This window comes from Devosia sp. P1_H9 (assembly GCF_056405135.1).
The window spans coordinates 377,926-402,252 of the sequence record NZ_JBFUCQ010000003.1 but is presented as its reverse complement, the minus strand read 5'-3'; the positions used below and the strand labels follow the sequence as shown (position 1 = coordinate 402,252).

Annotated in this window: 30 protein-coding genes and 1 tRNA gene; 12 read left to right on the top strand and 19 right to left on the bottom strand. The window is 65.5% G+C overall.

Features of this window, described 5'->3' with window-relative positions; translation table 11 throughout:
- Positions 1-72: 72 nt before the first annotated feature.
- Positions 73-1,071, top strand: coding sequence for a LacI family DNA-binding transcriptional regulator (locus AC1DYL_RS08055; protein ID WP_477156940.1), 999 nt, complete (start codon positions 73-75; stop codon positions 1,069-1,071).
- A gap of 272 nt (positions 1,072-1,343) precedes the next feature.
- On the opposite strand, the gene AC1DYL_RS08050 is transcribed toward AC1DYL_RS08055, so the two are convergent.
- Genes AC1DYL_RS08050 through AC1DYL_RS08030 form a run of 5 tightly spaced genes read right to left on the bottom strand, consistent with a single transcriptional unit; the run spans position 1,344 to position 5,158 of the window.
- The gene (locus tag AC1DYL_RS08050; protein ID WP_477172731.1) at positions 1,344-2,135 is read right to left on the bottom strand and encodes a transporter substrate-binding domain-containing protein; all 792 of its coding nucleotides are present in this window, start codon (positions 2,133-2,135) and stop codon (positions 1,344-1,346) included.
- 19 nt (positions 2,136-2,154) lie between these two features.
- Complete coding sequence (locus AC1DYL_RS08045; RefSeq protein WP_477172730.1) at positions 2,155-3,072, bottom strand: glycosylasparaginase; 918 nt, start codon at positions 3,070-3,072, stop codon at positions 2,155-2,157.
- A 5-nt stretch (positions 3,073-3,077) separates the two neighbouring features.
- Positions 3,078-3,812: an amino acid ABC transporter ATP-binding protein gene (locus tag AC1DYL_RS08040; RefSeq protein ID WP_477172729.1), complete on the bottom strand. Its 735-nt coding sequence runs from the start codon at positions 3,810-3,812 to the stop codon at positions 3,078-3,080.
- 3 nt (positions 3,813-3,815) lie between these two features.
- The gene (locus tag AC1DYL_RS08035) at positions 3,816-4,487 is read right to left on the bottom strand and encodes an amino acid ABC transporter permease (protein WP_477172728.1); all 672 of its coding nucleotides are present in this window, start codon (positions 4,485-4,487) and stop codon (positions 3,816-3,818) included.
- On the bottom strand, positions 4,487-5,158 hold the full coding sequence (locus tag AC1DYL_RS08030; protein ID WP_477172727.1) for an amino acid ABC transporter permease: 672 nt from the start codon (positions 5,156-5,158) through the stop codon (positions 4,487-4,489). The genes AC1DYL_RS08035 and AC1DYL_RS08030 overlap by 1 nt, the downstream gene beginning before the upstream one ends.
- 223 nt (positions 5,159-5,381) lie before the next feature.
- Here AC1DYL_RS08030 and AC1DYL_RS08025 point away from each other — a divergent pair, with 223 nt between their 5' ends.
- From AC1DYL_RS08025 to AC1DYL_RS08005, 5 genes are all read left to right on the top strand, one after another.
- Positions 5,382-6,041: a L,D-transpeptidase gene (locus tag AC1DYL_RS08025; RefSeq protein ID WP_477172726.1), complete on the top strand. Its 660-nt coding sequence runs from the start codon at positions 5,382-5,384 to the stop codon at positions 6,039-6,041.
- A gap of 93 nt (positions 6,042-6,134) precedes the next feature.
- The gene (locus AC1DYL_RS08020; RefSeq protein ID WP_477172725.1) at positions 6,135-6,956 is read left to right on the top strand and encodes an arylamine N-acetyltransferase family protein; all 822 of its coding nucleotides are present in this window, start codon (positions 6,135-6,137) and stop codon (positions 6,954-6,956) included.
- The gene (locus AC1DYL_RS08015; protein WP_477172724.1) at positions 6,956-7,558 is read left to right on the top strand and encodes a YdeI/OmpD-associated family protein; all 603 of its coding nucleotides are present in this window, start codon (positions 6,956-6,958) and stop codon (positions 7,556-7,558) included. Before AC1DYL_RS08020 ends, AC1DYL_RS08015 begins: the two co-directional genes overlap by 1 nt.
- On the top strand, positions 7,555-8,073 hold the full coding sequence (locus AC1DYL_RS08010) for a DUF1697 domain-containing protein (protein WP_477172723.1): 519 nt from the start codon (positions 7,555-7,557) through the stop codon (positions 8,071-8,073). The genes AC1DYL_RS08015 and AC1DYL_RS08010 overlap by 4 nt, the downstream gene beginning before the upstream one ends.
- Positions 8,070-8,963, top strand: coding sequence for a ribokinase (locus AC1DYL_RS08005; protein ID WP_477172722.1), 894 nt, complete (start codon positions 8,070-8,072; stop codon positions 8,961-8,963). Before AC1DYL_RS08010 ends, AC1DYL_RS08005 begins: the two co-directional genes overlap by 4 nt.
- Here AC1DYL_RS08005 and AC1DYL_RS08000 read toward each other — a convergent pair whose 3' ends face one another.
- A complete protein-coding gene (locus AC1DYL_RS08000; RefSeq protein ID WP_477156929.1) occupies positions 8,964-9,830 on the bottom strand; it encodes a glycosyltransferase family 2 protein in 867 nt (288 codons plus the stop codon).
- Between the two features lie 125 nt (positions 9,831-9,955).
- Between AC1DYL_RS08000 and AC1DYL_RS07995 the strand changes: the two genes are divergently transcribed.
- Positions 9,956-10,375: an Hsp20 family protein gene (locus tag AC1DYL_RS07995; RefSeq protein WP_477172721.1), complete on the top strand. Its 420-nt coding sequence runs from the start codon at positions 9,956-9,958 to the stop codon at positions 10,373-10,375.
- Between the two features lie 15 nt (positions 10,376-10,390).
- Positions 10,391-10,663 carry a DUF1150 family protein gene (locus AC1DYL_RS07990; protein WP_477172720.1) on the top strand — a complete coding sequence of 91 codons (273 nt, stop codon included), beginning with the start codon at positions 10,391-10,393 and terminating at the stop codon, positions 10,661-10,663.
- Positions 10,664-10,877: 214 nt separating this feature from the next.
- On the opposite strand, the gene AC1DYL_RS07985 is transcribed toward AC1DYL_RS07990, so the two are convergent.
- The 9 genes from AC1DYL_RS07985 to AC1DYL_RS07945 all read right to left on the bottom strand — a co-directional run bounded on the left by AC1DYL_RS07985 (position 10,878) and on the right by AC1DYL_RS07945 (position 18,209).
- Positions 10,878-11,717, bottom strand: a complete 840-nt coding sequence (locus tag AC1DYL_RS07985) for a cycloisomerase (protein ID WP_477172719.1) — start codon at positions 11,715-11,717, stop codon at positions 10,878-10,880.
- 124 nt (positions 11,718-11,841) lie between these two features.
- Entirely contained in the window at positions 11,842-12,801 is a 960-nt protein-coding gene (locus tag AC1DYL_RS07980) for a squalene cyclase (protein WP_477172718.1), read from the bottom strand.
- 10 nt (positions 12,802-12,811) lie between these two features.
- Positions 12,812-13,279: a PTS sugar transporter subunit IIA gene (locus AC1DYL_RS07975; RefSeq protein WP_477172717.1), complete on the bottom strand. Its 468-nt coding sequence runs from the start codon at positions 13,277-13,279 to the stop codon at positions 12,812-12,814.
- A 48-nt stretch (positions 13,280-13,327) separates the two neighbouring features.
- A complete protein-coding gene (locus AC1DYL_RS07970; RefSeq protein WP_477151511.1) occupies positions 13,328-13,897 on the bottom strand; it encodes a ribosome hibernation promotion factor in 570 nt (189 codons plus the stop codon).
- A 160-nt stretch (positions 13,898-14,057) separates the two neighbouring features.
- Positions 14,058-15,572 carry an RNA polymerase factor sigma-54 gene (rpoN, locus tag AC1DYL_RS07965; protein WP_477156927.1) on the bottom strand — a complete coding sequence of 505 codons (1,515 nt, stop codon included), beginning with the start codon at positions 15,570-15,572 and terminating at the stop codon, positions 14,058-14,060.
- 174 nt (positions 15,573-15,746) lie between these two features.
- Positions 15,747-16,514: an LPS export ABC transporter ATP-binding protein gene (gene lptB, locus AC1DYL_RS07960; protein WP_477151513.1), complete on the bottom strand. Its 768-nt coding sequence runs from the start codon at positions 16,512-16,514 to the stop codon at positions 15,747-15,749.
- Positions 16,511-16,960, bottom strand: a complete 450-nt coding sequence (gene lptA, locus AC1DYL_RS07955; protein ID WP_477151514.1) for a lipopolysaccharide transport periplasmic protein LptA — start codon at positions 16,958-16,960, stop codon at positions 16,511-16,513. Before lptA ends, lptB begins: the two co-directional genes overlap by 4 nt.
- Positions 16,957-17,595, bottom strand: a complete 639-nt coding sequence (locus AC1DYL_RS07950) for a hypothetical protein (protein ID WP_477172716.1) — start codon at positions 17,593-17,595, stop codon at positions 16,957-16,959. The genes lptA and AC1DYL_RS07950 overlap by 4 nt, the downstream gene beginning before the upstream one ends.
- A complete protein-coding gene (locus AC1DYL_RS07945) occupies positions 17,595-18,209 on the bottom strand; it encodes a ribonuclease D (RefSeq protein WP_477172715.1) in 615 nt (204 codons plus the stop codon). The genes AC1DYL_RS07950 and AC1DYL_RS07945 overlap by 1 nt, the downstream gene beginning before the upstream one ends.
- A 126-nt stretch (positions 18,210-18,335) precedes the next feature.
- Here AC1DYL_RS07945 and AC1DYL_RS07940 point away from each other — a divergent pair, with 126 nt between their 5' ends.
- Both AC1DYL_RS07940 and AC1DYL_RS07935 read left to right on the top strand, forming a co-directional pair.
- Positions 18,336-20,189 carry a polysaccharide biosynthesis protein gene (locus tag AC1DYL_RS07940; protein WP_477172714.1) on the top strand — a complete coding sequence of 618 codons (1,854 nt, stop codon included), beginning with the start codon at positions 18,336-18,338 and terminating at the stop codon, positions 20,187-20,189.
- A 5-nt stretch (positions 20,190-20,194) separates the two neighbouring features.
- On the top strand, positions 20,195-20,992 hold the full coding sequence (locus tag AC1DYL_RS07935; protein ID WP_477172713.1) for a phosphodiesterase: 798 nt from the start codon (positions 20,195-20,197) through the stop codon (positions 20,990-20,992).
- On the opposite strand, the gene AC1DYL_RS07930 is transcribed toward AC1DYL_RS07935, so the two are convergent.
- The 3 genes from AC1DYL_RS07930 to AC1DYL_RS07920 form a co-directional block, all read right to left on the bottom strand.
- Positions 20,989-21,171, bottom strand: a complete 183-nt coding sequence (locus AC1DYL_RS07930) for a hypothetical protein (RefSeq protein ID WP_477172712.1) — start codon at positions 21,169-21,171, stop codon at positions 20,989-20,991. The two genes, AC1DYL_RS07935 and AC1DYL_RS07930, sit on opposite strands and share 4 nt — an antisense overlap.
- Positions 21,172-21,193: 22 nt before the next feature.
- Entirely contained in the window at positions 21,194-21,598 is a 405-nt protein-coding gene (locus AC1DYL_RS07925; protein ID WP_477172794.1) for a group III truncated hemoglobin, read from the bottom strand.
- Positions 21,599-21,725: 127 nt separating this feature from the next.
- A tRNA-Leu gene (locus AC1DYL_RS07920) sits at positions 21,726-21,810 on the bottom strand.
- 153 nt (positions 21,811-21,963) lie between these two features.
- On the opposite strand from AC1DYL_RS07920, the gene AC1DYL_RS07915 reads away from it, so the two are divergent.
- The gene (locus AC1DYL_RS07915; RefSeq protein ID WP_477172711.1) at positions 21,964-22,926 is read left to right on the top strand and encodes a complex I NDUFA9 subunit family protein; all 963 of its coding nucleotides are present in this window, start codon (positions 21,964-21,966) and stop codon (positions 22,924-22,926) included.
- Between the two features lie 4 nt (positions 22,927-22,930).
- On the opposite strand, the gene AC1DYL_RS07910 is transcribed toward AC1DYL_RS07915, so the two are convergent.
- Positions 22,931-23,203, bottom strand: coding sequence for a hypothetical protein (locus AC1DYL_RS07910; protein WP_477172710.1), 273 nt, complete (start codon positions 23,201-23,203; stop codon positions 22,931-22,933).
- Positions 23,204-23,289: 86 nt separating this feature from the next.
- Here AC1DYL_RS07910 and AC1DYL_RS07905 point away from each other — a divergent pair, with 86 nt between their 5' ends.
- Positions 23,290-24,264, top strand: a complete 975-nt coding sequence (locus tag AC1DYL_RS07905; protein ID WP_477172709.1) for a helix-turn-helix transcriptional regulator — start codon at positions 23,290-23,292, stop codon at positions 24,262-24,264.
- The last annotated feature ends 63 nt before the right edge of the window (positions 24,265-24,327 follow it).

The window sequence follows — 24,327 nt, the reverse complement described above, 5'->3', positions numbered from 1 at the left end:
TTCTAAGGAGCAGGCATCTACCTTCGTAGTACCCGGCCGACTCGGCCAGCGTGAAAGGTGCGATGACGCGCAATGGTTGAACAGAGCCGCCCGGCGAACCCTACGATCGACGATGTCGCAGCGCTGGCGGGTGTATCGCGCGCTGTCGCCTCGCGCGCCCTGTCGACCGAGAAGCGCCCGGTCTCCGCGGAAAAGCGCGAGCGGGTGCTGCAGGCGGCGGCCGAACTCGGCTACCGGGTGAACCTCCTGGCGCAGAGCCTCACCACCAAGACGGTCAACCTGATCGCGGTGGTGGTCAATCACATCCACGATCTCTCCGATCTCGACCTGTTCGACCTGTTGCTGGCCGAGACCCAGGCCATCGGCAAGCAGGTGATCCTCATTCGCGTCGGCTCGGTCGACAAGGTCGAGGAGTTCCTGCGCCAGGGCGTTGCCTATCATGTCGATGCGGCGCTGGTGTTTTCCGATTTCGCCGATGCCGAGACGGTGCGGAAGATGTTCCGCTCCGACCAGGTGGTGATGCTCAACGGCCGCCACGACAAGCTGTCGCCAGCTATCATCCCCGATGAAGCGGTCGGCATCGAGCAGGCCATCGCGGACGCGGCCCGCAATCGGGTGAAGACCGCGGCGCTGGTCACCGGCCGTGCCTCCTCGCTGGTCGAACAGGCACGCATCGCGTCCTATCTCGCGGCGTTCCAGAAGCATGGCATCGAACTCGTGCAGACCGTCCAGGGCGATTATTCCTATCAGAGCGGGCACGCGGCGGCGCCCGCGGTGGTCGGCTTCGAGTGCCCCGATGCAGTGTTCTGCACCTCCGACGCCATGGCGATGGGCATTCTCGATGTCTGCCGTGAGGATTTCCCCGGCAACCGCCCGACCCGCTTCCGGCTCTACGGCTTCGACAACCTGTCGCTGACCGATTTCGATGCCTACCCGATCTCGTCCATCGGCTACGACAAGGCTGACTACGTGCGCCAGATGGTGCGGTTTCTCGCCGACCCCACGGCGTTCGTTCCGGGCCAGCCACCGGTGCTGATCCCGACGCGGTTTGTGCCGCGGAAGACCAGCTAGGGGGCTTATCCTCCGGCGTCTCCCACAACTCGGTGTCACCCCGGCGAAGGCCGGGGCCCATCCTGAGGTGGCGAGGTTGGCGCTGGAGCCGAGACATCTCAGGATGGGTCCCGGCCTGCGCCGGGATGACGCCGTGGGTGGGCGATGTCGAAGCCGCGCGCCATAGCCCTGTGCCACCAACACCCCAAAAAGGGTTCCGGGCCGCCTTGGGGGACGGCCCGGCAGTCGGCTTGGACGGCGGCGAAGGGAGATGGCGCCGCCCCAGCCCGTTCTTACCAGAGCGCGATCAGCTCGGGCGGGTTGGCGGTCTCGCCCCACCACTTCTTGTAGTTGGCGGCATAAGCGCCCGACTGGATGTAATCGGACACGAACATGTCGAGCCAGCGCACGAACTCGGTGTCACCCTTGGCGACGGCGATGCTGATCGGGTCGTTCGAGTAGAGGCCCGCAAGCGTCACGAGGGTCGGGTTCTTGGTGGCGAGGTAGTCGAGGAGCGAGGAGTCTTCGATCGCGGCGTCGACCCGCTTCTGCTGCAGCTGCAGCACGCCATCGGGCGCGAACTGGTCGACATAGACCAGCTCGGCGGTCGGCACGGCGGTCTTGATGAAGGTCTCGCCCGTGGTGCCACGGCCGACGACGATCTTCTTGCCGGCGAGGCCGGCGAGGTCGGTGATGCCCGAGTCGGCCTGGACGATGACGCGGAGGCCGGCACGGTTGTAGGGGATCGTGAAGTTGACCGACTTGGCGCGCTCGAGCGTCGCCGAGGTGTTGGCGACGACGATATCGAGCTGGCCCGAGACCAGCATCGAGATGCGGGCGTCACCCGAGACGTCGGTGAATTCCACCGGCACGCCCAGCTTCGTGGCGATCATGTTGGCGACGTCGACGTCATAGCCGACCGGGTTGTTCTGGGCATCGCGGAAACCGATCGGCTCGCCGCCGAGCGACACGCCGATGCGCACGACGTTGCGGCCGCGGATGTCGTCGAGCATGCCGGCCATGGCCGGGACGGCCGTGGTGGCGACGAGCGCCAGCGCGGCAATAGTGGTCAGAATACGCTTCATGGGTTGTTCCTCTCCTGGATCAGATAGTCTTCGCTGCCCGGAGTTCCGGCTCCGGCATCGAGTCGTCCCAGAGCCAGTAGCGAATCTCGCCCTGGCACCTGAAATTGAACACCTCGTGGTTCCCCTTGGCGTCGACGGCGTGGATCACCACCCCGCCGAGGAACCCCTCGGTCAATTCGCCGAGCTCGTCGACCGCGAGCTTGATGGCGTCGCTCAGCGAGTAGCCGAGCTTCATGGCGAGGACGATCGTGCGGCTGGTGGCGCAGCGCATCGTCATTTCGCCGGTATGGGTGCAGGCGGCGGCGCCGTAGCGGCTATCGGCGTAAAAGCCGGCGCCGGGGATCGGGCTGTCGCCGAGCCGGCCCGGATATTTCCAGGCCCAGCCGGAGGTCGATGTCGCGGTGTGGATGCCACGTGCCGGATCAGCACTCAGGTACACAGTGGTGTCGCGCACCCGCTCCGGGTCGGTGATGGTCTTCAAGAGCGGCGCCAGCGGGGTGTTGGGGAAGGCCGCCTTCTGCTCCGGCGTCATCTCCTTCTCGAGCCGCTCCCACCAGACGCGCTTGCTATCCTCGAGCAGCACGTCATCGACAGAGAAACCGGTTTCAGTAGCAAAGCGGCGCGCGCCGTCGCCGGTCAGCATCACATGCGGCAGCTTCTTCATCACCTCGTGGGCGAGGCGAGCGACCGGGATGGTGTTGGGCACCGCACCGACGCTGCCGACTTCGCGGGTGGTGCCATCCATCACGGCGGCATCGCATTCCATCTCGCCGAGCATGTTGGGCCAGCCGCCGTGGCCGACGCTGCGCACCTTGGTCTCGGCCTCGACCTTGCTGATACCGGCGACCAGGGCGGTCAGACTATCGGTGCCCGAGCGCAGCATCTCGACGGTCGTGGGGACGCCTGGCCAGCCTTCCGCATTGGCGATGAACAACATGGTGGTCAGTCTTTCCGCATCTTGGAGAGAAACTGCGCGACGCGCAGCTGTGCGAGGCCGCCATCGGCTGCAAAGAATTCCTTGGTCGGCAGGTCGACCAGCAGCACGCCCTTCTCGAGAAAGACGATGCGGTTGGAGATCTGCCGGGCAAATTCGATCTCGTGGGTGACGAACACCATGGTGGTGCCGCTGGTCGCGAGCTTGGCGAGAATATCCAGCACTTCCGAGGTCATCTCGGGGTCGAGCGCGCTGGTGACCTCGTCGAGCAGCAGGTAGCGCGGCTGCATCGCCAGGGCGCGGCAGATGCCGACGCGCTGCCGCTGGCCGCCCGAGAGTTGCGCCGGATAGGCATCGGCGCGATCGCCCAAACCAACAGAGGCGAGCAGCGCCCGGCCCTCGGCTTCCGCCTCGACTTTGGGCCGCTTCAGCACTTCGATCGGCGCCAGCGTGATGTTCTGCAGCGCCGTCATGTGCGGGTAGAGGTTGAACAGCTGGAACACCGTGCCGGAGCGCTTCCGCGCCTCGGCCAATTCCTTGGGCTTCGATACATCGAAATCGTCGACGGTGATCTTGCCGGCATTGAGCTTCTCGAGCCCGTTGATGCAGCGGATCAGCGTCGACTTGCCCGAGCCGGAGGAGCCGAGGATCGACACCACCTCGCCGGGGTTCACCGTGAGGTTCACTCCATCGAGGACAACCGCCGGGCCAAAGGCCTTTTTGACGTTTTCGACTTTCAGCATGCTTCAGAGGCCCCGGAAGGCGCTATGCGCCCGCAGACGTTTTTCGGCCCAGGCGCCCAGCGAGGCGACCGCCTTGGCGGCGAGGTAGTAGAGGATGCCGACCGCGGTCCACACGATGAACGGTTTCAGCGTCCTGAGGTTCAGCGTGGCACCGATCTTGGCGAGGTCGAGCACGCCGATCACCGAGATCAGCGAGGTGACCTGCAGCTGGTTGACCAGCAGTGCCGTCAGCGGCCCGATGGAGAAGGCGGCGGCCTGCGGCGCGATCACGTGGCGCAGCACCTGCCAGCGGCTGAGCCCGAACACCCGCGCCGCCTCGATCTGGTCGCGGCCGATGGATTCGATCGACGACACCGCGATGACGTAAACGAAGGCTGCGGTGTTGGCCGAGAGCGTCACCACGGCCGCCTGCACCGGCGTCACGTTGACGTGGAAGAACGCCGGAAAGCCGAAGAACACCAGGAACAGCTGCACCAGCACCGGTGAGTTCTTGAGGATCTCGGAGACGAAGGTGATGACCTGCGTCAGCACCGGCACGCGGTAGAACCGCACCACGCCCCACAGGACGCCGACGAACACGCCGATCAGCGAGGTGATGAGGAACAGCCCGACGGTGACGCCTAGGCCCTGCAGCAGGAGGATGATGTCGTAGGGGGTGAACTCGGCGAAACGCATCAGCTCACCTGTTCCTGGAGGTCGCGGTTGAGGCGGCGGTGCAACAGCGTGATGCCGAGCGAGACGAGGTAGGTCAGCGCCGCGTAGACCACCAGCAGCACGACGTAGACCTCGAACGGCCGGAACGTGTCGGAGGCGACGATCTTTGCTTGTCCGGTCAGCTCGTTGAGGGTGATGGTCGAAAGGATCGACGAGGTGAGGATCATGTTGATCAGCACCGAGCCGAGTGGCCGCACCGAGGTGCGCAGCGCGATCGGCAGCACGATGCGGGTGAAGGTAACGCGCTTCGACAGCCCGCTGACTTCCGCCGCTTCGAGGATGCCGTTGTCGATGGCGAGGATACCCGCCCGGATCGCGTCCGACGCATAGGCGCCGCCGGCGATCGACAGCGCCACCACCCCGGTGGTGAAGGCGTCGATGTAGATGCCGATCTCGGGCAGTCCGTAATAGAAGAAGAACAGCTGCACGATGAACGGGATGTTGCGGAACAGGTCGACATAGAGGAAGGCCAGCCGGCTGATCCATTGGCTCGCCGAGGTGCGCGCGATGGCCACCAGCATGCCGAGGATGACGCTGCCGCAGAGCGCCAGGGCGCATGCTTCGAGCGTCAATAGCGCCCCTTCGGCCAGGAAGCCGAGATGCGGAACGAGAATGGTGAGATCGAGCCGCACGTGCCCTCCCGCCGAGTGAAACCGGTTTCACTTTATGTGACGGTTCCGCATTGTCAAGCAGCGAGGCTGCTCTTTTCCTTGATGGCGTGGCGAGTGCGTAACCGCACACACGTCGGCGTGAACGGCATTCATCCGGAGGTGTGGCCGGCTAGCACTCGACAATCACGGCTCATTCTTGCTGGGTAGCGGGCTGTTATTGGCCACCCTTGTTGCGAGACCTGTTTTGACCACCCGCCGCCTTTTTATGATCGGGAGCGCCGCGCTGGCGCTCAGTGCCTGCTCCTCCACCGGTAAGCGCGAGCTCGCCTCGAGGAGCAATGTCATCCAGGTCGACGAACCCTGGGCCAGCTATTACTCGATGAAGACCAACGAGCCGTTCCCGGTGCCCGGCATCGACATCCGCAAGATCCCGCAACAGTTCTGGCGCCAGGAAGTCGACTATGCCGGCAAGGAGAAGCCCGGCACCATCGTCGTCAACACCACCGAGCGCTTCCTCTACCTGGTCGAGCCGGGTGGCCGCGCCATGCGCTATGGCGTCGGCGTCGGGCGCGAGGAGGGGCTGAACTTCCGCGGCACCGCGGTGATTTCGCGCAAGGCCGAGTGGCCGCGCTGGACCCCCACCGCCAACATGGTCAAGACCCAGCCCGAACGCTACGGGCCCGTCGCCGCCGGCCTCGAGCCCGGCATCAGGAACCCGCTCGGCCCGCGCGCGCTCTATCTCTACCGCAACGGCAAGGACACGCACTTCCGCCTGCATGGCACGCTCGAGCCCTACACCATTGGCCAGTCTGTCTCGTCGGGCTGCATCCGTCTGATCAACCAGGACATCATCGACCTCTATAGCCGCGTTCCCACCGGCACGAAGGTGGTCGTCACCGGCTGACCTGCCCATCCGGGCAGGGCCGTGAGGGGCGGGGTGACAAATCCCGTTCCGCTCATCATTATGGCGCTCCCGGAATCAGCGGCGGGGACGTCCGTGGCATCAAAGGCCAATATCGATGCCTGGTTCGAGCGCATCGGCTTTGCCGGCTCGATCGCTCCCTCGCTGGAGACGCTGAGCCAATTGCATCAGCTGCATCCGGCGGCGATCCCTTACGAGAACCTCGATCCGCTGATGGGCGCCCCCGTCCGGCTCGACCTCGCCAACCTGCAACAGAAGCTGCTGTTCGACCGGCGGGGCGGCTACTGCTTCGAGCACAACCTCCTGTTCAAGGCGATGCTCGCCGAGCTGGATTTCGAGGTGAAGATGCACGGCGCCCGGGTGCTCTGGGGCCTAGCCGAGGGCGAGGAGCCGCCGCTGCGCCACCTGGTGCTCACCGTCGAGGTGGCCGGCGTCACCTACCTTGCCGATGTTGGCTTCGGCGGCCAGACTGCGACGGCGCCGCTCCGGCTGCGCGCAGATGTTCCCCAGGAGACCCCGCTCGACACCTTCCGCCTCCTCGAAACCGATGGCACCTGGCAGGTGGATATCGAAATCGAGGGCGAGTGGCGGGCGCTCTACAGCTTCGAGCGAACCGAGCGCAGTGAGGAGGAACTGGTCCGGCTGAGCGAGGAAGCCGCCTCGTCGCCGTTCTTCACGCAGAACCTGCTGGTCGCCCGTGTCGAAAAGGGCCGGCGCCTGGCGCTGTTCAACCGCAAGCTCAACATCCACACCGTCGGCGCGCCGAGCGAGGCGCGGCTGCTGAACTCGGTTGCCGAGATGCGCGAACTGCTGGCGGGTCCGCTTGGCATCCAGTTGCCCCATGACGAGCGGCTGGACCCAGCGCTGCAGAAGATCATCGATCGCGAGCCCACCTGATGGCGCCGGTCTATGTCGACCCCGAAAAAGTCCGCGAGTTCAAGGACGAGCAGGCCTTCTACGATTGGCTGGCGCAGCACCACGACAGCTGGGACGAGGTCTGGATCAAGATCCACAAGGTGGGTTCCGGCCTACCCTCGATCACCGCCAAGCAGGCGATAGATGTGGTGCTGTGTTGGGGCTGGATCGACGCGGTGCGCAAGGGGCTCGACGACAAGAGCTTCCTGCAGCGCTACACCAAGCGCGGCCGGAAGAGCATCTGGAGCAAGATCAACGTCGACAACGTCGCCCGGCTGGTCGAATCCGGGCGGATGACCGAGCACGGACTGAAGCATGTCGAGGCGGCCAAGGCCGATGGCCGCTGGGACAAGGCCTACGGCGCCGGCAAGGACCTGAAGATCCCCGACGACCTGCAGGTAGCGATCGACGCCGAACCAGCGGCAAAGGAAATGCTGGGCAGGCTCAGCGAGCAGAACCGCTTCGCCATCGCCTTCCGCACCCACAACATGAAGACCGAGGCCGGCCGGCAGAAGAAGATCGCGAGCTTCGTCGAGATGCTGAAGCGCGGCGAGACAATCTACCCGCAGGGCAAGCGGAAGTGACGGTTTGGGTGGCGTTCCTCCGCGCCGTCAATGTCGGCAAGCGCCAGATGAAGATGGCCGAGCTGAAGGCGCTCTGCGAGGAACTCGGCTACGGCAACATCAAGACCATCCTCGCCAGCGGCAACGTGCGCTTCGAATGTGCGCATGATCCCAAGGCCGAGCTGGAAGCCGCGATCGAGAAGCGCTGGGGCTGGTTCAGCGAGGCGGTGATGCGGTCGGGCGACGAGATCGAGGCGATGCTGGCGTCGAAGCCGTTCGCCGCCTACCCGGAACAAGGCCACTTCCATCGCTACGTCATGCTGTTCGACAAGCCGCTGCCGACAGGCGCGACGTACACCGGCATCCCCGACAACTACGACGTCGTGCGTGCCGATGCGCGCGATATCTACCTCGTCGGCTACAGGCAGCCCGATGGCCGGCACGGGCCGGGGCTGGACAAGTTCGACCGGCAGTTGGAGAAGGACGCAATCGCGACCATGCGCAACTGGAACACCATCCCCAAGGTCCTCAATTGATCACTGTCCTCGGCTCCACCAACCTTGATCTCATCGGCACCGTCAGCCGCATCCCCAAGCCCGGCGAGACCGTGCCGGGCAACGAGTTCTCGATGGCTGCCGGCGGCAAGGGCGCCAACCAGGCGCTGGCGGCGCGACGTGCGGGGGCCGAAGTCCGCATGTTCGCCGCGGCAGGTTCCGACAGTTTTGCGGACGAAGCCCTCAAACTTCTGCGCGCCGACGGCGTCGATCTGAGCCACGTGCGCATCGTCGACGGCGCCACCGGCATCGCCATGATCTTTGTGGACGAGGCGGGCGAAAACGTCATCGCCATCCTCCCCGGCGCCAATGGCACCATGAGCGCCGCTGATGCCGATGCGGCGCTCGCGGGCCTCGGCATCGGCTCGGTGCTGATGCTGCAGCAGGAAATCCCACAGGTGGCGACCGTGCGGGCGCTGGAACTGGCCAAGGCGCAGGGCGTCGTCTCGATCCTCAACACCGCGCCGTTCCTGAAGACCACCAAGGCGGTGGCCGAGCAGGCCTCGATCGTCATCGCCAACGAAACCGAGTTCGAGCTTCTGACCGGCGCCGGCATGGACAAGCTCGATGCGGCGATGACCGACTGGGCCAAATCGCAGAACCAGACGGTGATCGTGACGCTTGGGCCGGACGGCGCACGGGCCGCGACGCCGACCGGCAGTTTTGCGGTGCCGGCGATGAAGGTCGACCCGGTCGATACGGTCGGGGCAGGGGATACGTTCTGCGGTTACCTCGCCGCTGGGCTGGACCGCGGACTGGACCTCGAGGCCGCGATGCGTCGGGCGGCGGTGGCGGCGAGCCTTGCTGTGCTGAAGCCGGGGGCGCAGCCGGCGGTGCCGTATCTGAGGGACGTCGAAGCGGCGCTGAAGTAGTCAGTCTCGCCGAACCTGCGCCTCATAGGCCCGTAGCATAGGCTCGAGGTGATCCTCGAACAGCAGGCCCGGCCGCTCTTCCAGGGCCATGGGATATGCCGCCTCTGCCGCCAGCGAGATGCCGAGAAAGGCGATGATCCCTTCCGCTGTGCCGGGCGCGGCGAAGCGGTATTGGTTGGTTTCGAGGCGCGACAGGAGCGTCTTTTTCGCGGCGATCATCTTTTCCGTGACGCCGATGCCGTTGCTCATCGAGGTCGCGAGCTTGATGTAGTCGTGCTGCGGCGTGCCGAGGTGGTGGACGCTCCCGGCAGTGCGCCATAGCTGCATCAATAGTTCGAGATCGGTCATGTTGGTGAGCTCGAGATCGTAGCGCGCGTCGCAGCGGCGGCGGTCCCAGACGATCATCGAATCCATCGACAAGTTGACGAACTTGTAGGCGCCGGGTGTCAGCACCTGGTCCGGCCCGTCGCCGACCAGGCGCAGCCGGTTGTAGTTCTGGTCCATTACGTCGAGCGCCGATGCGACGATCGGCTGTTCAGCCAGCGCCGCGACCGCCAGTTCGAGCTTGCGTGGCTTCATCCGGTCGTCGGCGTCGAGGATAGCCACGTAAGGCGTCTGGATGCGGTCGAGCGCCAGGTTGCGGGCCCGTGAGGCACCGGCGCCGACGCGGCCGGAACTGAGGAAATGGAAGCGTCTGTCGACGAGGCCGGCGCGGCCGAGCAGTTCTTCGTAGTCCTCGCCGTCATCGGTGACGATCCAGGCTTCCCAATCGGCATGGGTCTGCGCGAGCACGCTGCGCACCGCTTCTTCGATAAGGGTTTCGGCCTTGTAGGCGGGGATCACCACCGCCACAGTACTGTCCGTCAAAGCCCAGGCTCCCCGCCGCTCGCGGTCTTGATTGAGAAAGTCCCGAGACCCATATCACGGGCATGGAACGGTGCCACTGAAACTAGGGCCGCTCCACACCGTTGCTTGGAACAAGGACGATCCGGATGTCGCGCGTCTCCATGTTTTCGGCGCCGTTTTTGCTCGGCTTCGATGCCTTCGAAGAACGCATCGATCGAATGAGCAAAGCCGCCGATGGCTACCCGCCTTATAATATCGAGCGTTCGCTCGATGCGGAGGGGGCGGAGACGTTTATGATTTCCATTGCCGTCGCGGGGTTCGGCCAGCCCGACCTCGAGGTGACGGTGGAAGACAACCAGTTGCTGGTACGAGGCCGCCAGAAGGACGACGCCAGCCGGGAGTACCTGCATCGCGGCATTGCCGCGCGGCAGTTCCAGCGAAACTTCCTCCTCGCCGACGGCATGGTGGTCAAAGACGCGATTTTGAGGAACGGCATGCTGATGATCGCAGTTGTTCGTCCAAGAGCCGAAAAAATCGCCCGCCGTATCGAGATACGTTCTGCCTAAGAAAGGGGAACACGCATGCAAGAGAACAGAGAACAGCAGCTAGATAACCCCCTGCGGAACCTGACCCCAGCCCAGTTCATGGCGCTCGGCGGCAATGCAGTGGTCTACGTCAAGCACGTCAAGGGCGCGGATATGGGTCCGATCCTGCCCGACAGCGAATTCAGCGAAGAGTCCGACTTCCATATCGTGGTCTCCGCCGACGGCTCGCCGTTGATGGTGGGCGACAGCGAGGAAGCCGTGGAAGAGTGGCTGGCCGACCGCTCCTTCGGGATTGTGACGCTGCACTGAGACGCACGTGTTTGAGACGATAGCCTTCTCCCTTTGTGGGAGAAGGTGCCCGAAGGGCGGATGAGGTATTTCTCCGCCATATTCCAGTCGTTCGTCGCTTCGTTCCCACCGTGCATCGCAAGGCGATGCCCATCCGGCGATCACGCGCCACCTTCTCCCGCAAGGGGAGAAGGCAAGGAGCGGGAGCCGAAACACCCTCAGAATGGATCGGCAATCAGTCCCCAAGGCTCGTGAGATCGACCTTGTTGACGCTGACCGTCTTGCTCTTGCGCACGAAGCCGTAGAGCACGCCGGGCTGCGAGCGGTCCCATGCGATGCCCTGGCCGGCAATCGCCAGCGGCACGGTGCCGATCCAACTGAGCGTCGATCCGATCTTGGGGACCTGCATCACATAGGCTTCCGCTGGGTCGTGGCCGCTGAGATAGAGGTTGCCGTCCGGGCCCCACGAGCCGCCCGAGTTCGACATGTCGTCGAACTTTTCCACCACTACATCCGGAATCACGTAAGCCTGCGCCACCTGCCAATCGGGGGTGAAACGCACGATCTGGGTGTTGTACTTGTTGCCGTAGGCGACCGGGCTCTTGTCGAACACCCGGTTGTAATTGGCAAAGCCGCCCCACCAGGTACCGTCAGCCGCCTGGTCGACCCAGGTGAACGAACCGATCTGGATGCCAAAGCTGTGGCTTTCGAGATGATCGAGCGTCACGGCATCGAAGATTTCGAGCGACGAGGTCATCGGCCAGACCGGGTAGTTGGAATGGGCGATGTAGATCTTGCCGTCGACCACCACGGCGCTGTCGAAGTGGATGGCGCCGAGATCCTCGTAGTCGCGGCTCAGCACGAGCTTCTTGGTGTCCTTGGCGTATTTGGCGATCGAGGTGTTGTCGATCGCATAGAAATGCTCGGCATCGACGCCGATGGCCTGGTTGATCTCGGGGATCTCGAAGCTGTCGAGCACGCTCGAGGTCATCGCCACCGGCTCTTCGGCGAGGGCCGGCGCAACGCAATTTAGGGCGACAACAAGCGTTGCCGCCAGCGACAATCTGGCAAACATCTCATTCTCCTGAACGGCTAGGGGTGGCGCACTTACGGCGGCGCAACCGAACGTGACGCTATGCGCCGTCGGTGAAACTCATGTGACAGGCGGGCGGGCTCCGGCGAAGCATCCGGCCTCGCCGTCAGGCCTGCCACCACCTGAGCACGCGCAGCGCCCTGAGCGTGATCCAGGCCGACGGCCGGCCTGCTCCTTCATCCATGTCGAACCACACCCGCCCCCCCGGCTTCCAGTCGAGCGGCCAGCTGCCGTCTGCGAGTTGCCGGCTACGCAAGTGCTCGGTCGCTTCCGCGAGGCGGGCATCGGGACGGGTGCCGTCCAGGATTCCGGCCGAGCGGAAGTAATCGAGCGCCCTGAGGATGTCGTAGCGCCAGCGGTTGGGGTAGGTGAGACGCAGGAACTGCTCGTCCGCAGGCTCCCAGGTGCTGAGCTGCCGGAACAGGTGACGCTCCAGCAGGTATGCTTCGCCCGACCTGCGCGCCGCGCGTACCTCAGCCGAGCCACCGGTCGCTCGTTCGTACTCGAGCAAGCCCTCGAGCACGTTGATGGTCGTCGCAAAGGACGACCGGCGCGAGCCATTAGCCCGCTCGCAGTTCCAGCCGCCGTCGTCGAGGCGCTGGCCCAGCAGCCGTTCGACGATACCTGATACGTCGACCCCAAAATATGCGCCGTCCGCCAGCGTGCGGCCGTTGATGCACTCCTCGACCTCGCCTTCCCAGAACGGCTGGCCGCCTTCGTCCCAGCGGGCGTTGCGGCCCACCAGTTCCACCGTCCGGCGTGCGCGCTCGGATCGTGGATCGAGGCCGAACTCCCTGAGCTGGGTCAGCGCGAAACATGTCGCGGTGAAGGGTTGCCCGCGCTCCCGCCACTCGGCCCAATCGAAGCCGGCGGGAACGAACGCGCCACCCGCCCACTGGCCGTCCGCGTCCTGGTGCGAGAGAAGCCGCGCGCCCCAGCCCTCCGTCTCCACCCTGCGGCGCTCGGCCTGGCAGGCGGCCGAGGGGGCATCAAGGAGATCGCGCATCGCCTGCCAGCGGATCGCTGGATCGGTGTCGAGCAGCCAGTCGATCACCGAGGGGAACATCGCCGTGCCGCTAGGCCGCCCGGGTCGCTTCCAGGGGCTGGGTCAAGATCCCGTGCAGTTCGCCCGCGTCGTGGCAGCGGCGCAGGCGGGCCACCACGGAATCGGTGCGGAGGATCCGGGCAACGCGCGCCAGGGCCTTCAGGTGGTCGGCGCCCGCCCCCATGGGGGCGAGCAGGAGCATGACGAGATCGACCGGCTGGTCGTCGACCGACTCGAATTCGACCGGCGCTTCGAGACGGGCGAACACGGCCGTCACCGCGCCAAGCCCGGGGAACTTGCCGTGCGGAATCGCAATGCCGTTGCCGAGCCCGGTCGAGCCCAGCTGCTCACGATCGTTCACTGCTTCGAAGATGGTCGCGGCGTCCTGGCCAGTGATCTTGGCGGCGCGCTCGGAAAGCCTTTGCAACACGTCCAGCTTGGTCTTGATCCCAGAGCAAACAATCACGGACTCCTCGGAGAGGATGTCAGCCAATTCCATCAAGAATTTCCCATCGTGGATGCGGAAAGTGCAAGCTTTTCCGGAGCCCTAGTTCGGCCTGAGGGCTGGATCGATCCAGCCAATATTGCCGTCGGCGCGGCGGTAGACCACATTTAGGCCACCATGTCCAGCATGCCGGAATACGACCACTTCCGCCTGGGTAAGATCAAGCTGCATCACCGCTTCGCCCACAGACATCTGCCTGAGGCTCGAGGTCGCCTCGGCGATCACCGGCGGCGAGTAGTCCTCCAGCAGCTCATCCTCGTCGCTGGGCGCGGCGAGCACGTAGGATGGCGCCTCCTCATCGGCGCCATTGGCATGGCGGCGGTGGGCCTTGAGCTTGCGGTTATAGCGCCTGAGCCGCTTTTCGATGGTGTCGGCCATGACCTGGTAGGCCGAAAGCGCATCGCCGCCGTATGAACTCGATTGCAGCACGGCGCCGGAATCGAGGTGCACCATGCACTGGGCATTGAACCCCGAGCCTTCCGGTTCGAGGGTGAGGTGGCCGGTGTAGTTGCCGTCGAAATACTTCTTCACCACCGTGTCGAAATGGCCCTGCGCCTTGATCCGCAGCGCATCGCCGACATCCATGTTTTTTCCTGAGACGCGCAGTGTCATGGAGGTCCTCTTTCTCTTTGGTACAGCCGGCCGGAGCAGCCGCCACCATGAGATGTGGTCACCCCGGGAGGCGGAGTCTAGACCGCCCCTACGGGAGGGGCAATGCGCGGATCGACATTGGGTTCAAATGCGAGGTGTCGACAGCCGCCTCGGCAGCGCGCTATCGTCCCGCCGCCACCAAAGCGCGCTTCTGCCGACGTCGGATCACCGAGCTCGGGATGTTCATTCCCTCGCGATATTTCGCGACGGTGCGGCGAGCCACTTCGATCCCACGCTCTTTCTGCAGCATCTCGGCGATGGTGTCGTCCGAGAGGATATCGGCCGGCTGCTCGGCCTCGATGATCTGCTTGATACGGTGACGCACCGCCTCGGCCGAATGGTCGCCCTCGCCGGTCGAGGAGCCCAGCGCGGTGGTGAAGAAGTACTTCATTTCGAACAGCCCGCGCGGCGTCGACACGTATTTGTTCGAGGTAACGCGGCTCACCGTCGACTCGTGCATCTCGATGGCGTCGGCCACGGCTTTCAACGTCATCGGCTTCAGGTGCGTGATGCCGTGGACGAGGAAGCCGTCCTGCTGCTTCACGATCTCGGCGGTGACCTTGAGGATGGTCTGCGCCCGCTGGTCGAGGCTTTTGGCCAGCCAGTTGGCGGTGGCGAGGCAATCGGTGAGGAAGCTCTTTTCCGCCGTGTCGCGGGTCTTCTTGGTCACCGAGGCATAATAGATACGGTTGACAAGCACGCGCGGCAGCACGTCGGGATTGAGCTCGATCTGCCACTCGCCGCCCGAGCCCGGCCGCACGAACACGTCGGGCACCACCGATTCCACCGGCCCGGCCTCGAATGCCCGGCCCGGCTTGGGGTCGAGCTGGCGGAGCTCGGCAAGCATGTCGAGCAGGTCTTCGCGATCGGAGCCTACGGCGCGGGCGAGGGCGCCGAGATCGTGCTGGGCGATCAGCTCGAGATTGTCGAGCAGCCGCAGCATCATCGGGTCGAGCCGGTCCTTTTCCCTCAACTGCAGCGCCAGGCACTCGCGCACGTCACGGGCAAATACCCCGACGGGATCGCACCCTTGCAGCTTGAACAGGACGGCCTCGATGGCCTCGACCGGCGCACCGAGTTGCTCGGCAACGGTTTCGAGCTCGACCGCGAGGTAGCCCGCCTCGCTGAGGCTATCGATCAGGAACTGCGCGATCAGCCGCTCGGCCGGATCGGAGATGATCAGGCCGGCCTGCGCCGCGAGGTGATCGCCCAGCGTCGGGCGGGAGGCGACGAACTGGTCGATATCGGCGGCCTCGCCATCGCCCGAGCCGCTGCGCTCATTCCACTGGGTGGAATCGGTCTGGCGGTCGGGTGTGGACTGGTCCGGAAAGACGTTCTCGACCTCGGTGTCGTAGCCGTTGGCGATGCTGTCGGCCGACTGGATGCGTTCGGAAAAATCCACGGTGTCTTCGGCAGCGTTGAGCTCGGCCGGCCGTTCCGGCAGCTCATTGGCCGCGTCCTCGGCCGGCTCGGCGCCGTCCTCGCGCTCAAGCAGCGGATTGCGCAGCAATTCCGCCTCGACAAAGGTGTTGAGCTCCAGGTGACTGAGCTGCAACAGCCGGATCGACTGCATCAATTGCGGCGTGAGCGTCAGGCCCTGGCTCTGACGAACCTCAAGCCGCGGCGTCAAGGCCATCCCGCGAAACTCCCCGAGGCACTTAAGGCTTCCGGGTGACATCCATGCATGATTGGCAGCGCTAGGGCAAGAACCGTGCCAAGATTGGTTAAGGTTGGGGGCGCGTAGTTGTGCTTAGCGTTCTCGCCTTCTCCCCTTGTGGGAGAAGGTTCCGACTGAGGAATCGAGATCGAGCTAAACCTCGAACGTATCGCCCAGGTACACCCGGCGTGCTTCCGGGTCGGCGACGATGACGTCGGGCTTGCCCTGGATCATCACGTGGCCCTCGTGGATCAGGTAGGCCCGGTCGACCAGCGACAGGGTTTCGCGCACCGAGTGATCGGTGATCAGCACCCCGATGCCGCGGCGGGTCAGGTGCTTGACCAGCATCTTCACCTCGCTCACCGCGATCGGATCGACGCCGGCGAACGGCTCGTCGAGCAGCATGAACAGAGGGTCGGTAGCGACCGCTCGCGCGATTTCCACGCGCCGGCGTTCACCGCCCGAGAGCGACATGGCGTTGGACTTGGCGATATGGGCGATGCCGAACTCGTCGAGCAGCTCGCGCAGCCGGGCCAGGCGGTCGGCTTTCCGCGGCACGTGCCCTTCGAGCACGGCAAGGATGTTGCCCTCGACGCTGAGGCCGCGAAAGATCGAGCTCTCCTGCGGCAGGTAGCCGATGCCGAGCCGGCCACGCTGGAACAGCGGCAGGTTGGTGATCGGCCGGCCATCGAGGAGGATCTTGCCCTTGTCGGGCTTCACCAGCCCCATGATCATGGTGAAAACCGTCGTCTTGCCGGCGCCGTTCGGGCCGAGCAGGCCGACCGCCTCGCCGCGCCGCACGGCAAGGCTGACATTCTCCACCACGGTGCGCTTGCCGAAACTCTTGTTCAGCCCATGCGCCACGAGCCATCCGGTCTGGTCGACCCGGGGCTTTGGCGTTGCTGTCGGCTGCTCGTTCATTGCGGGGTGAAGACGCCGGTCACCCGGCTCCCTTCGGTGCCCTGGAACACCGATTTGTTGGTGGCGAGGTCGATGGTGAGCGCCGGTCCGCTGACCTTGCCCTGGGCATTGCTGACGGTGACGTTCTCGGTGAGTTTGAGCACCTGCGTATCCGGGTCGAAGGTCGCCTTGTCGCCGGTGGCCTCCTGGCTGGTGGTCTTGATCCGTACGCTGCCGGTGGCGGTGAGCTTGTCGATATCGCTCGGCCCGCCGCTGCCATAGAGCACCACCACCTTGTCGGCCCAGAGCTTCAGACCGGTGCGGGTGATCACCACGTTGCCGGTGAAGACGGCATTGTTGTTGTTCTGGTCGACCGTGAAGTTGTCGGCCGTGACGTTCACCGGCTCGGCCGCCATGGCGGGCAGGGCGAAGAGCAGCGCGAGAACGAGCGCGGCGAGCTGCTTCATGGGGTCTCTCCCGGGGTGGAGACCAGCGTCAGGTTGGCCCGCTTGAAGGTGTAGATGCCGGTCGCACGATCGTAGGTCATGCCGTCCGAAACGAGGTGCGAGCCGTTCGGCATGGTGATGTCGACCGTGCCGCTCGCCACCATCTTCCAGTTCATCAGGTCGGCGAACACCGCTTCGAGCGTGCCCTTGAGCCCCTCGGTGCTGGAGATGTGGGTGACGCCCGGCACGGTCAGTAGCTGGTCGTTGATCTGGAACTGCCCCGCCTCGGCGACCGCTTCCAGCGCTGCGCCGGTCGGCGGGGTCATGGCGAACACCGCATCCTCCATGTCGACCAGGTCGGTCTGCGTCGGCCTGACCCGCGCCGCCCGCGCCGACAGCGCATAGAGCGTGCCGTCGTCGCCGGTGGAGGTGAGCTTGGGCGTTTCGACCACCAGGTTGTCACGGTCGATCCGGATGTTGGAAAAGCCGAAGCGCTGGCCGAGATTGTCGATGACGATCATCCCCAAGACCACGGCGAAGGTCAGCACCCCCGCCGCCGGCACCAGCCAGCGCAGCAGCCCGACCAGCCGGTTGCGCCGCGTCAGCCGCGTGTAGAGCGCCTCACGCGTATCGATCGGGGCGGCCAGCGACGCCATCAGCTATGCGCGAAAATATCCGTCTCGTCCCAGCCCATCAGGTCGAGGTCGATCCGGTGCTTGAGGAACTCGAAGCACGCCGCGGCGAGCTCCACTCGGCCTTCACGCTTCAGCATGCGGTCGAGATGGCGCTTCAGGTCGTGCAGGTACAGCACGTCCGAGGCGGCGTAATCGAGCTGCGCCTCGCTGATCTTTTCCGCGCCCCAGTCAGAGCTCTGCTGCTGCTTGGACATGTCGATGTTGAGCAGTTCGCGCGCCAGGTCCTTGAGCCCGTGGCGATCGGTGTAGGTGCGCACCAGCTTGGAAGCGATCTTGGTGCAGTAGACCGGCCCGGTGACGATGCCGAAGCGGTGCCTCAGCACGGCCATATCGAAGCGGGCGTAATGGAAGATCTTGGTGACGCCCGGGTCGCTCAAGAGCTTCACCAGGTTCGGCGCCTCGGTCAGATCCTGCGGAATCTGCACCACGTCGGCACTGCCGTCGCCGGGGGAAAGCTGCACCACGCAGAGCCGGTCGCGCCGCGGATCGAGCCCCATCGTTTCGGTGTCGATCGCCACCTCCCGGCCATAGCGCGAAAGGTCGGGCAGGTCGCCCCGGTGCAGTCTGATGGTCATGTCGATGTCCTAACTCGGCGAATGGGCTGTGATGCCATAGCATAAAGGCGTTGGAAAGACCGGGCGGCACCGCTACAAAAACCGGGGCTGCAGGCCACGCGGCTCGCGGCGGGTGGGTTTTTCTCTATGACGTTGAACAAAGTCCGCGACGGGCTGAGCGGTCTGCCGCGCCGCTGGAAACAGGCCATCCTCATTGGCTTCGATACTCTCGCGCTGCTTGGCGTGCTGTGGTTGAGCTTCACCATTCGGCTGGGCGGCACCTTCACGCCGACCCTCGCGCACCTCATGCTGATGCTGCTGGCGCCGGTCGTCGCCATCCCGGTGTTCATCCGGCTGGGGCTCTATCGCGCCGTGATCCGCTACCTGCCGGAGCGCGCGCTGTGGACCATCATCCAGGCGATGATGCTGGCGACGCTGTTTTGGGTGTTCGCGCTGTTCCTCGCCGAAGCCACCCGGCTGGCGATCTTCCCGCGCACCGTGCCGCTGTTCTATTTCATCTTCGGCACGGTGGTCGTCGCCGGCTCGCGCTTCATCGCCAAGGCATTGCTCTGGCTGCCCGAGCGCGGCGTCGGCCGTGGCGGTGGCGTGGTGATCTACGGCGCTGGCTCCGCCGGCACCCAACTCGCCGAAGCGCTGCGAGCCCACCACGCCAGCTATGTCGTTTCCTTTCTCGATGACGATCCGAGCCTCTGGGGTCGCGATGTCGCGGGCGTCCGCGTCGATCCGCCTGGCAAGCTCGGCGAGCTGATCCGCAATCGTGGCGTCAACGAAGTGATTCTCTCGGTGCCTTCCGCCGATGCCACCCGCCGCGCCCAGATCGTTACCGAACTCAGCCATCATCCGATCAAGATCCGCGCCCTGCCGGCCATCGCCGACCTGGTGTCGGGCAAATACCTGATCAGCCAGCTGCGCGAGATCGATATCGACGACCTGCTCGGCCGCTCCGCCGTGCCCGCGAACCCCGACCTGATGCGGGAGATCCTCGCCGACCGCGTCATCCTCGTGACCGGCGCCGGCGGCTCCATCGGCTCCGAGCTGACCCGGCAGATCGTCCAGCAGACGCCGAGGAAGCTGGTGCTGCTCGAGGCCAACGAGTTCGCGCTCTACGAGATCGATCGGCAGCTCCGCGCACTCGCCAATGTGCCGATCGTGCCGATCCTCGGCTCGGTCGCCGACGCCCGCCTGGTGCGCCGCACCCTCGGCGAGCAGGGAGTCGAGGTGATCTTCCACGCCGCGGCGCACAAGCATGTGCCGCTGGTGGAAGCGAACCCGTTCGAAGGCGTGCGCAACAACGTCATCGGCACGCAGACCCTGGTGCAGGCGGCGGTCGAGGCCAAGGTGCAGCGCTTCGTCCTCATCTCCACCGACAAGGCCGTGCGGCCGTCCAGCGTCATGGGGGCCACCAAGCGCTGGGCCGAACTGATCGTCCGCCACTACGGCAAGGGCAGGGGCAAGCGCTTCTGTTCGGTGCGCTTCGGCAATGTGCTGGGCTCCAACGGCTCGGTGGTGCCGCTGTTCCGCGAGCAGATCGCCGCCGGCGGCCCGGTGACCCTCACCGACAGCCGCATGACGCGCTACTTCATGTCGATCCACGAGGCGGCCGAACTGATCGTCCAGGCGGGCGCCCTGGCCGAGGGCGGCGACATCTTCCTGCTCGAAATGGGCGAACCGGTCTCCATCAGCGACCTGGCGGAGAACATGATCCGCCTCGCCGGCCTCTCGGTGAAATCGGCGGACAACCCGACCGGCGACATCGCTATCGTCGAAACCGGCGCCCGGCCGGGCGAAAAGCTCACCGAGGAGCTGTTCTTCGATCCGGCAAACGCGCTCCGCACCACCCAGCAGAAGATCCTCCGCTCGCCCCCCAGCGCGCGTCAGACCAACGATCTGCCGGCCGCCCTCGCCGCCCTCACCACGGCGCTCGAGGCAGAGGACGAGGCAGAGTTGCGGCGGGTGCTGTTCGACTATGTGAAGGTCTGAGGCCGGTGCTGATCGCCCAGTTGTCCGACCCACATGTCTGCGCGCTGGGCACGCTCTACCAGGGGCTGGTCGATTCGAACGCCATGTTCGAGGCTGCCATCAGCCGCCTCGCGGCGCTCGATCCGGTGCCCGACCTGGTGCTGATCTCCGGTGACGTGACCGAGCACGCGACGGCGGAAGAGTACCGCCACGCGCGCCGGCTGATGGCCGCCATCGCGCCACCGGTCCTCGCCATTCCCGGTAACCACGACGAGCGCGAGGCCTTCCGCACTGCCTTCGCCGATCTCGGCTTCCTGCCGCCCGACGGTCCGTTGCACTACAGCAGCGGCGCTCACGGCCCGGTCCGCGTGCTTGGGCTCGATATCAGCGTGCCGGGCGACCACCACGGCGATTTCGACGACGCCGCGGCCGCTTGGCTCGAAGCCGCACTGGCCGCCGAACCGGATCGCCCCACCATCATCATGCTGCACCAGCCGCCGATCTCGACCGGCATCGGTTTCATCGACACCTATCGCTGCTTCAACGGCGGGCGGCTGGCGGCGATCGTCGCTCGTTATCCGGCGGTCGAGCGCGTGCTCTGCGGCCACGTCCACCGCCATATGATGCTGCGCTTCGGCGGCACGCTGCTGCTGACTGCTCCCAGCACCACCACGGCCATAGCGCTGCGGCTCGCGCCCGACGACGAGCCGGCGTCCTACATCGAGCCGCCGGCCCTGCTGCTGCACCACTGGCGGCCAGATACAGGCCTCGTCACCCACCACGTACCGATCGAGCCGGGCGAGGGGCCGCTGCCGTTCTTCTAGCCCGCGAGGCTCGCGAGCTTGCTCTTCAGCCCATCGATCGTCGGCTTCAGCACCTCACCGACGCCGGGGATGGCGAGCACCTTGTCGAACAGCGGCGTCAGCGAGGCAATGAGCGGAGCAGCGAGGCCGCCGAGCGCCGCCTTCTGTTCGGCGGTTGCGGCGCCGACCAGGCTGCCCACCTTGCCAACAAACTGGCAGGCGTCAGGGTTGGTCCGGGCCTTCGTCGCCGGCCCTGATCGGTCGCACCTGCTCGGGGTCCTGCCCACGAAACTGCGCGATGCGCAGGCGGAAATTGTAGCCGATGCGCTCGGCCCGCTCGACGAACAGTGCCGCGACCTCAGGCGGGCAAAGCTCCTCCACCGTCTCCCGGAACAGCTTGAGCCAGCGGGCGAAATGCCGGTCGGAGAGCTCGGGAATGGCGATGTGCTTGGGCATCGGCCGGCCGTAATAGCGCCCGGTGCCGAGCAGCATCGAGCTCCAGAAATCGGCGATGGTCTCGAGATGCGCCGGCCATTCGGCCTCGGGGATCACCCGGTTGAACACCGGCCCGATCACTTCGTCCTGCCGCGCCCGGCCATAGAAGTGCTCCACCACGGCAGTGACCATGGCGTCATCGAGCCCTGGCGGGATCAGCCGCCCGGTGGGGTGGAGGCGCGGGCCTTCCGGTTGAGTCACGATCGACTCCTCAAGCAAAGCAAAAAGCCTCCCGTGAGGGAGGCTTTTGTTGAACCATTGGTGCCCTGGAGAAGACTCGAACTTCCACGTCTTTCGACACACGGACCTGAACCGTGCGCGTCTACCAATTCCGCCACCAGGGCAAACCGATGGGCGCCGTTCACTAGGGGAAGGGGCGGGGGCTGTCAACGGGCTTTGCGCTCTGAGCGCGCCTCGTCCACTCGACACGTCGTGACCCGCACGCTAGAAGCGGCGAAACCCTAGCCCACTTGCCTTGCCGCGGAGCTGCCCGAGCCATGGATTCCACCACAAACCTGGTCACTATCTTCGGTGGCGCCGGCTTTATCGGGACCCAGGTGGTGCAATTGCTCGCCCGGCGCGGTTATCGCATCCGCGTCGCGGTGCGCCGCCCCGATCTCGCCGGCCATCTGCGCCCGCTCGGCGCCGTGGGCCAGGTGATGCCGATCCAGGCCAATGTCCGCAACCGCGATTCGGTCGAGCGCGCCATCAAGGGCGCCTCGATCGTCATCAACCTGGTGGGCATCGGTGTCGAAGGCGGCAAGCAGCGCTTCCGCGCCGTCAACACGATGGGCGCGAAGAATATCGCCGAGGCAGCCCGGGCGCTTGGCGTCGACGAACTGGTGCATGTCTCGGCGCTGGGTGCCGATCCGCAGAGCGTCAGCGGCTATGCCCGTTCCAAGGCGCTGGGCGAAACCGAAGTGCTGACGGCCTTCCCGTCGGCGGTGGTGATCCGGCCCTCGATCGTGTTCGGCCCGGGCGATGGCTTCTTCAATCGCTACGGCATGCTGGCTCGCATGCTGCCGGTGCTGCCGGTGATCGGCGGCAAGTCGCGCTTCCAGCCGATCTATGTCGGCGACGTCGCCGAGGCAATCTGCCGCGCGGCGGAAGGTCAGGTAAAGGGCGGCAAGATCTACGAGATCGGCGGCCCGGAAGTCGCGACCCACAAGGAGCTGGTGGCGCGCGTCCTCACCGATACCGGCCGCAGCAACCTCACGCTGCCGCTGCCGGCCGGGCTGGCGAAGCTGGTGGCTTTCCCGCTGTCGCTGCTGCCCTCGCCGCTTATCACCGGCGACCAGGTCGACCTGCTGCAGGCCGACAACATGGTCTCCGAAGAAGCCAAGCGCGAAAAGCGCACGCTCGCGGCATTCGACATCGCGCCCACCGCGATGGACGCGATCCTGCCGAGCTATCTGTGGCGCTTCATGAAGAACGGCCAGTTCGACCGCCAGACTGCCTGATATCTCACCGGGTGTCCGGTGGCAGGCCGATATCCTTGAGCAGGTACGGCGAGAGTTCGTCGAGGTTCATGCGCTGGGGACGGGGCAGTGCCCGCTTCAGCATGGCGTTGGCGTAGCGGCGCAGCACCAGCAACCGGACCCACTGCCCAAGCCGATGCGCCGGCAGGTCCGCGCGCGAAACGTTGATGATGGCGACGGCCTGACGTAGGTCCGTCGCAACGCGGGTCCGCTCCTTGCCGCCAGCTACTCGACCGCTGTTCACCTGATCGAAGGCCATCTCGCTTCTCCTCATCTCTTCACGAAACGACTCTATGCCGGTAACACTGACACCCGCTGTCAGGGTTGCTGGTGTAGAGAAGATTTATGCGTGCAAGCCGCCTCCTCACCATCCTGATGATCCTCCAGACCCGGGGGCGGACTAGTGCCGAGTCACTGGCTGAAGAACTCGAGGTCTCCGTTCGCACCGTCTACCGAGACATCGACCAGCTGAGCGCCGCGGGCGTTCCGGTCTATGCCGAGACCGGTCGCAATGGCGGTTTCGCTCTGCTCGACGGCTGGAAGACCCGGCTCAACGGCCTCACCGCCCCGGAAGCCCGGGCGCTGTTCTTCTCGGGCCTGCCCGGTCCGGCTGGTGAGCTCGGCCTCGGCGACGAGGCGGCGCAGGCCGAACTGAAGCTGCTGGCGGCGCTGCCCGCCGACTGGCAGGCGGAGGCGCGGCGGATGAGCTCGCGCTTTCATCTCGATCCGCGCGGCTGGTTCCAGCCCGGCTACAAGCCGGAGTTCCTGAAGCTGGTGGCGGAGGCTGTGTGGAGCGAGACCCGCATCGCCATCCGCTACGAGAGCTGGAAGGATGTGCAGGACCGGGTGATCGAGCCGCTCGGCCTCGTCCTGAAGGGCGGCGTCTGGTACGTCGTGGCGCAGCGCGACGGCAATGCCCGCACCTACCGGCTGTCGCAGATCCAGGCGCTGGGTCCCACCGGCGAAACCTTCACCCGGCCCAAGGATTTCGACCTCCCGTCGCACTGGCTGGAAGCCACCAAGCAATTCGAGCGCGACATCTATGTAGACAAGGCCCGCGTCCGCGCCTCCGACCTTGGCCGCCGGAGGTTGAAGGACCTGAGCGAAACGGTGAAGCTGGCCGTCGAAGCGGCAATCATCACCCCCGATGCCGATGGCTGGGCGGAGTTGGAGGTGCCGATCGAGGAGATCGGCTGGGCCGCCCGCGAAATGATCCGCATGGGCGCCGAAGTCGAGGTGCTTGCGCCGCCCGAACTGCGCGAACGGGTAATGGCCGCTGCCCTGAAGCTCGCGACGCTTTATGGGATCGCTGGCAAGTAGCCTCCGCCTGGACACGTGGCTTTGACATCCTCGTCCCCGCTAAGTAACCAAGTGGTTCGGAGG

Coding starts and splice junctions, on each gene's coding strand:
- AC1DYL_RS07945 (WP_477172715.1), bottom strand. CDS start 18,209: ATGACCATCAGACTGCACCGGGGCGACCTGCCCGACCTTTCGCGCTAT.
- AC1DYL_RS08015 (WP_477172724.1), top strand. CDS start 6,956: ATGGCGCCGGTCTATGTCGACCCCGAAAAAGTCCGCGAGTTCAAGGAC.
- AC1DYL_RS07915 (WP_477172711.1), top strand. CDS start 21,964: ATGGATTCCACCACAAACCTGGTCACTATCTTCGGTGGCGCCGGCTTT.
- AC1DYL_RS07910 (WP_477172710.1), bottom strand. CDS start 23,203: ATGGCCTTCGATCAGGTGAACAGCGGTCGAGTAGCTGGCGGCAAGGAG.
- lptB (WP_477151513.1), bottom strand. CDS start 16,514: ATGAACGAGCAGCCGACAGCAACGCCAAAGCCCCGGGTCGACCAGACC.
- AC1DYL_RS07995 (WP_477172721.1), top strand. CDS start 9,956: ATGTCGCGCGTCTCCATGTTTTCGGCGCCGTTTTTGCTCGGCTTCGAT.
- AC1DYL_RS07940 (WP_477172714.1), top strand. CDS start 18,336: ATGACGTTGAACAAAGTCCGCGACGGGCTGAGCGGTCTGCCGCGCCGC.
- AC1DYL_RS08045 (WP_477172730.1), bottom strand. CDS start 3,072: ATGTTGTTCATCGCCAATGCGGAAGGCTGGCCAGGCGTCCCCACGACC.
- AC1DYL_RS07990 (WP_477172720.1), top strand. CDS start 10,391: ATGCAAGAGAACAGAGAACAGCAGCTAGATAACCCCCTGCGGAACCTG.
- AC1DYL_RS07925 (WP_477172794.1), bottom strand. CDS start 21,598: ATGGTCACTGCCGTGGTGGAGCACTTCTATGGCCGGGCGCGGCAGGAC.
- AC1DYL_RS07905 (WP_477172709.1), top strand. CDS start 23,290: ATGCGTGCAAGCCGCCTCCTCACCATCCTGATGATCCTCCAGACCCGG.
- AC1DYL_RS08050 (WP_477172731.1), bottom strand. CDS start 2,135: ATGAAGCGTATTCTGACCACTATTGCCGCGCTGGCGCTCGTCGCCACC.
- AC1DYL_RS07950 (WP_477172716.1), bottom strand. CDS start 17,595: ATGGCGTCGCTGGCCGCCCCGATCGATACGCGTGAGGCGCTCTACACG.
- AC1DYL_RS07985 (WP_477172719.1), bottom strand. CDS start 11,717: ATGTTTGCCAGATTGTCGCTGGCGGCAACGCTTGTTGTCGCCCTAAAT.
- lptA (WP_477151514.1), bottom strand. CDS start 16,960: ATGAAGCAGCTCGCCGCGCTCGTTCTCGCGCTGCTCTTCGCCCTGCCC.
- AC1DYL_RS08055 (WP_477156940.1), top strand. CDS start 73: ATGGTTGAACAGAGCCGCCCGGCGAACCCTACGATCGACGATGTCGCA.
- rpoN (WP_477156927.1), bottom strand. CDS start 15,572: ATGGCCTTGACGCCGCGGCTTGAGGTTCGTCAGAGCCAGGGCCTGACG.
- AC1DYL_RS07975 (WP_477172717.1), bottom strand. CDS start 13,279: ATGGAATTGGCTGACATCCTCTCCGAGGAGTCCGTGATTGTTTGCTCT.
- AC1DYL_RS07970 (WP_477151511.1), bottom strand. CDS start 13,897: ATGACACTGCGCGTCTCAGGAAAAAACATGGATGTCGGCGATGCGCTG.
- AC1DYL_RS08040 (WP_477172729.1), bottom strand. CDS start 3,812: ATGCTGAAAGTCGAAAACGTCAAAAAGGCCTTTGGCCCGGCGGTTGTC.
- AC1DYL_RS07980 (WP_477172718.1), bottom strand. CDS start 12,801: ATGTTCCCCTCGGTGATCGACTGGCTGCTCGACACCGATCCAGCGATC.
- AC1DYL_RS08035 (WP_477172728.1), bottom strand. CDS start 4,487: ATGCGTTTCGCCGAGTTCACCCCCTACGACATCATCCTCCTGCTGCAG.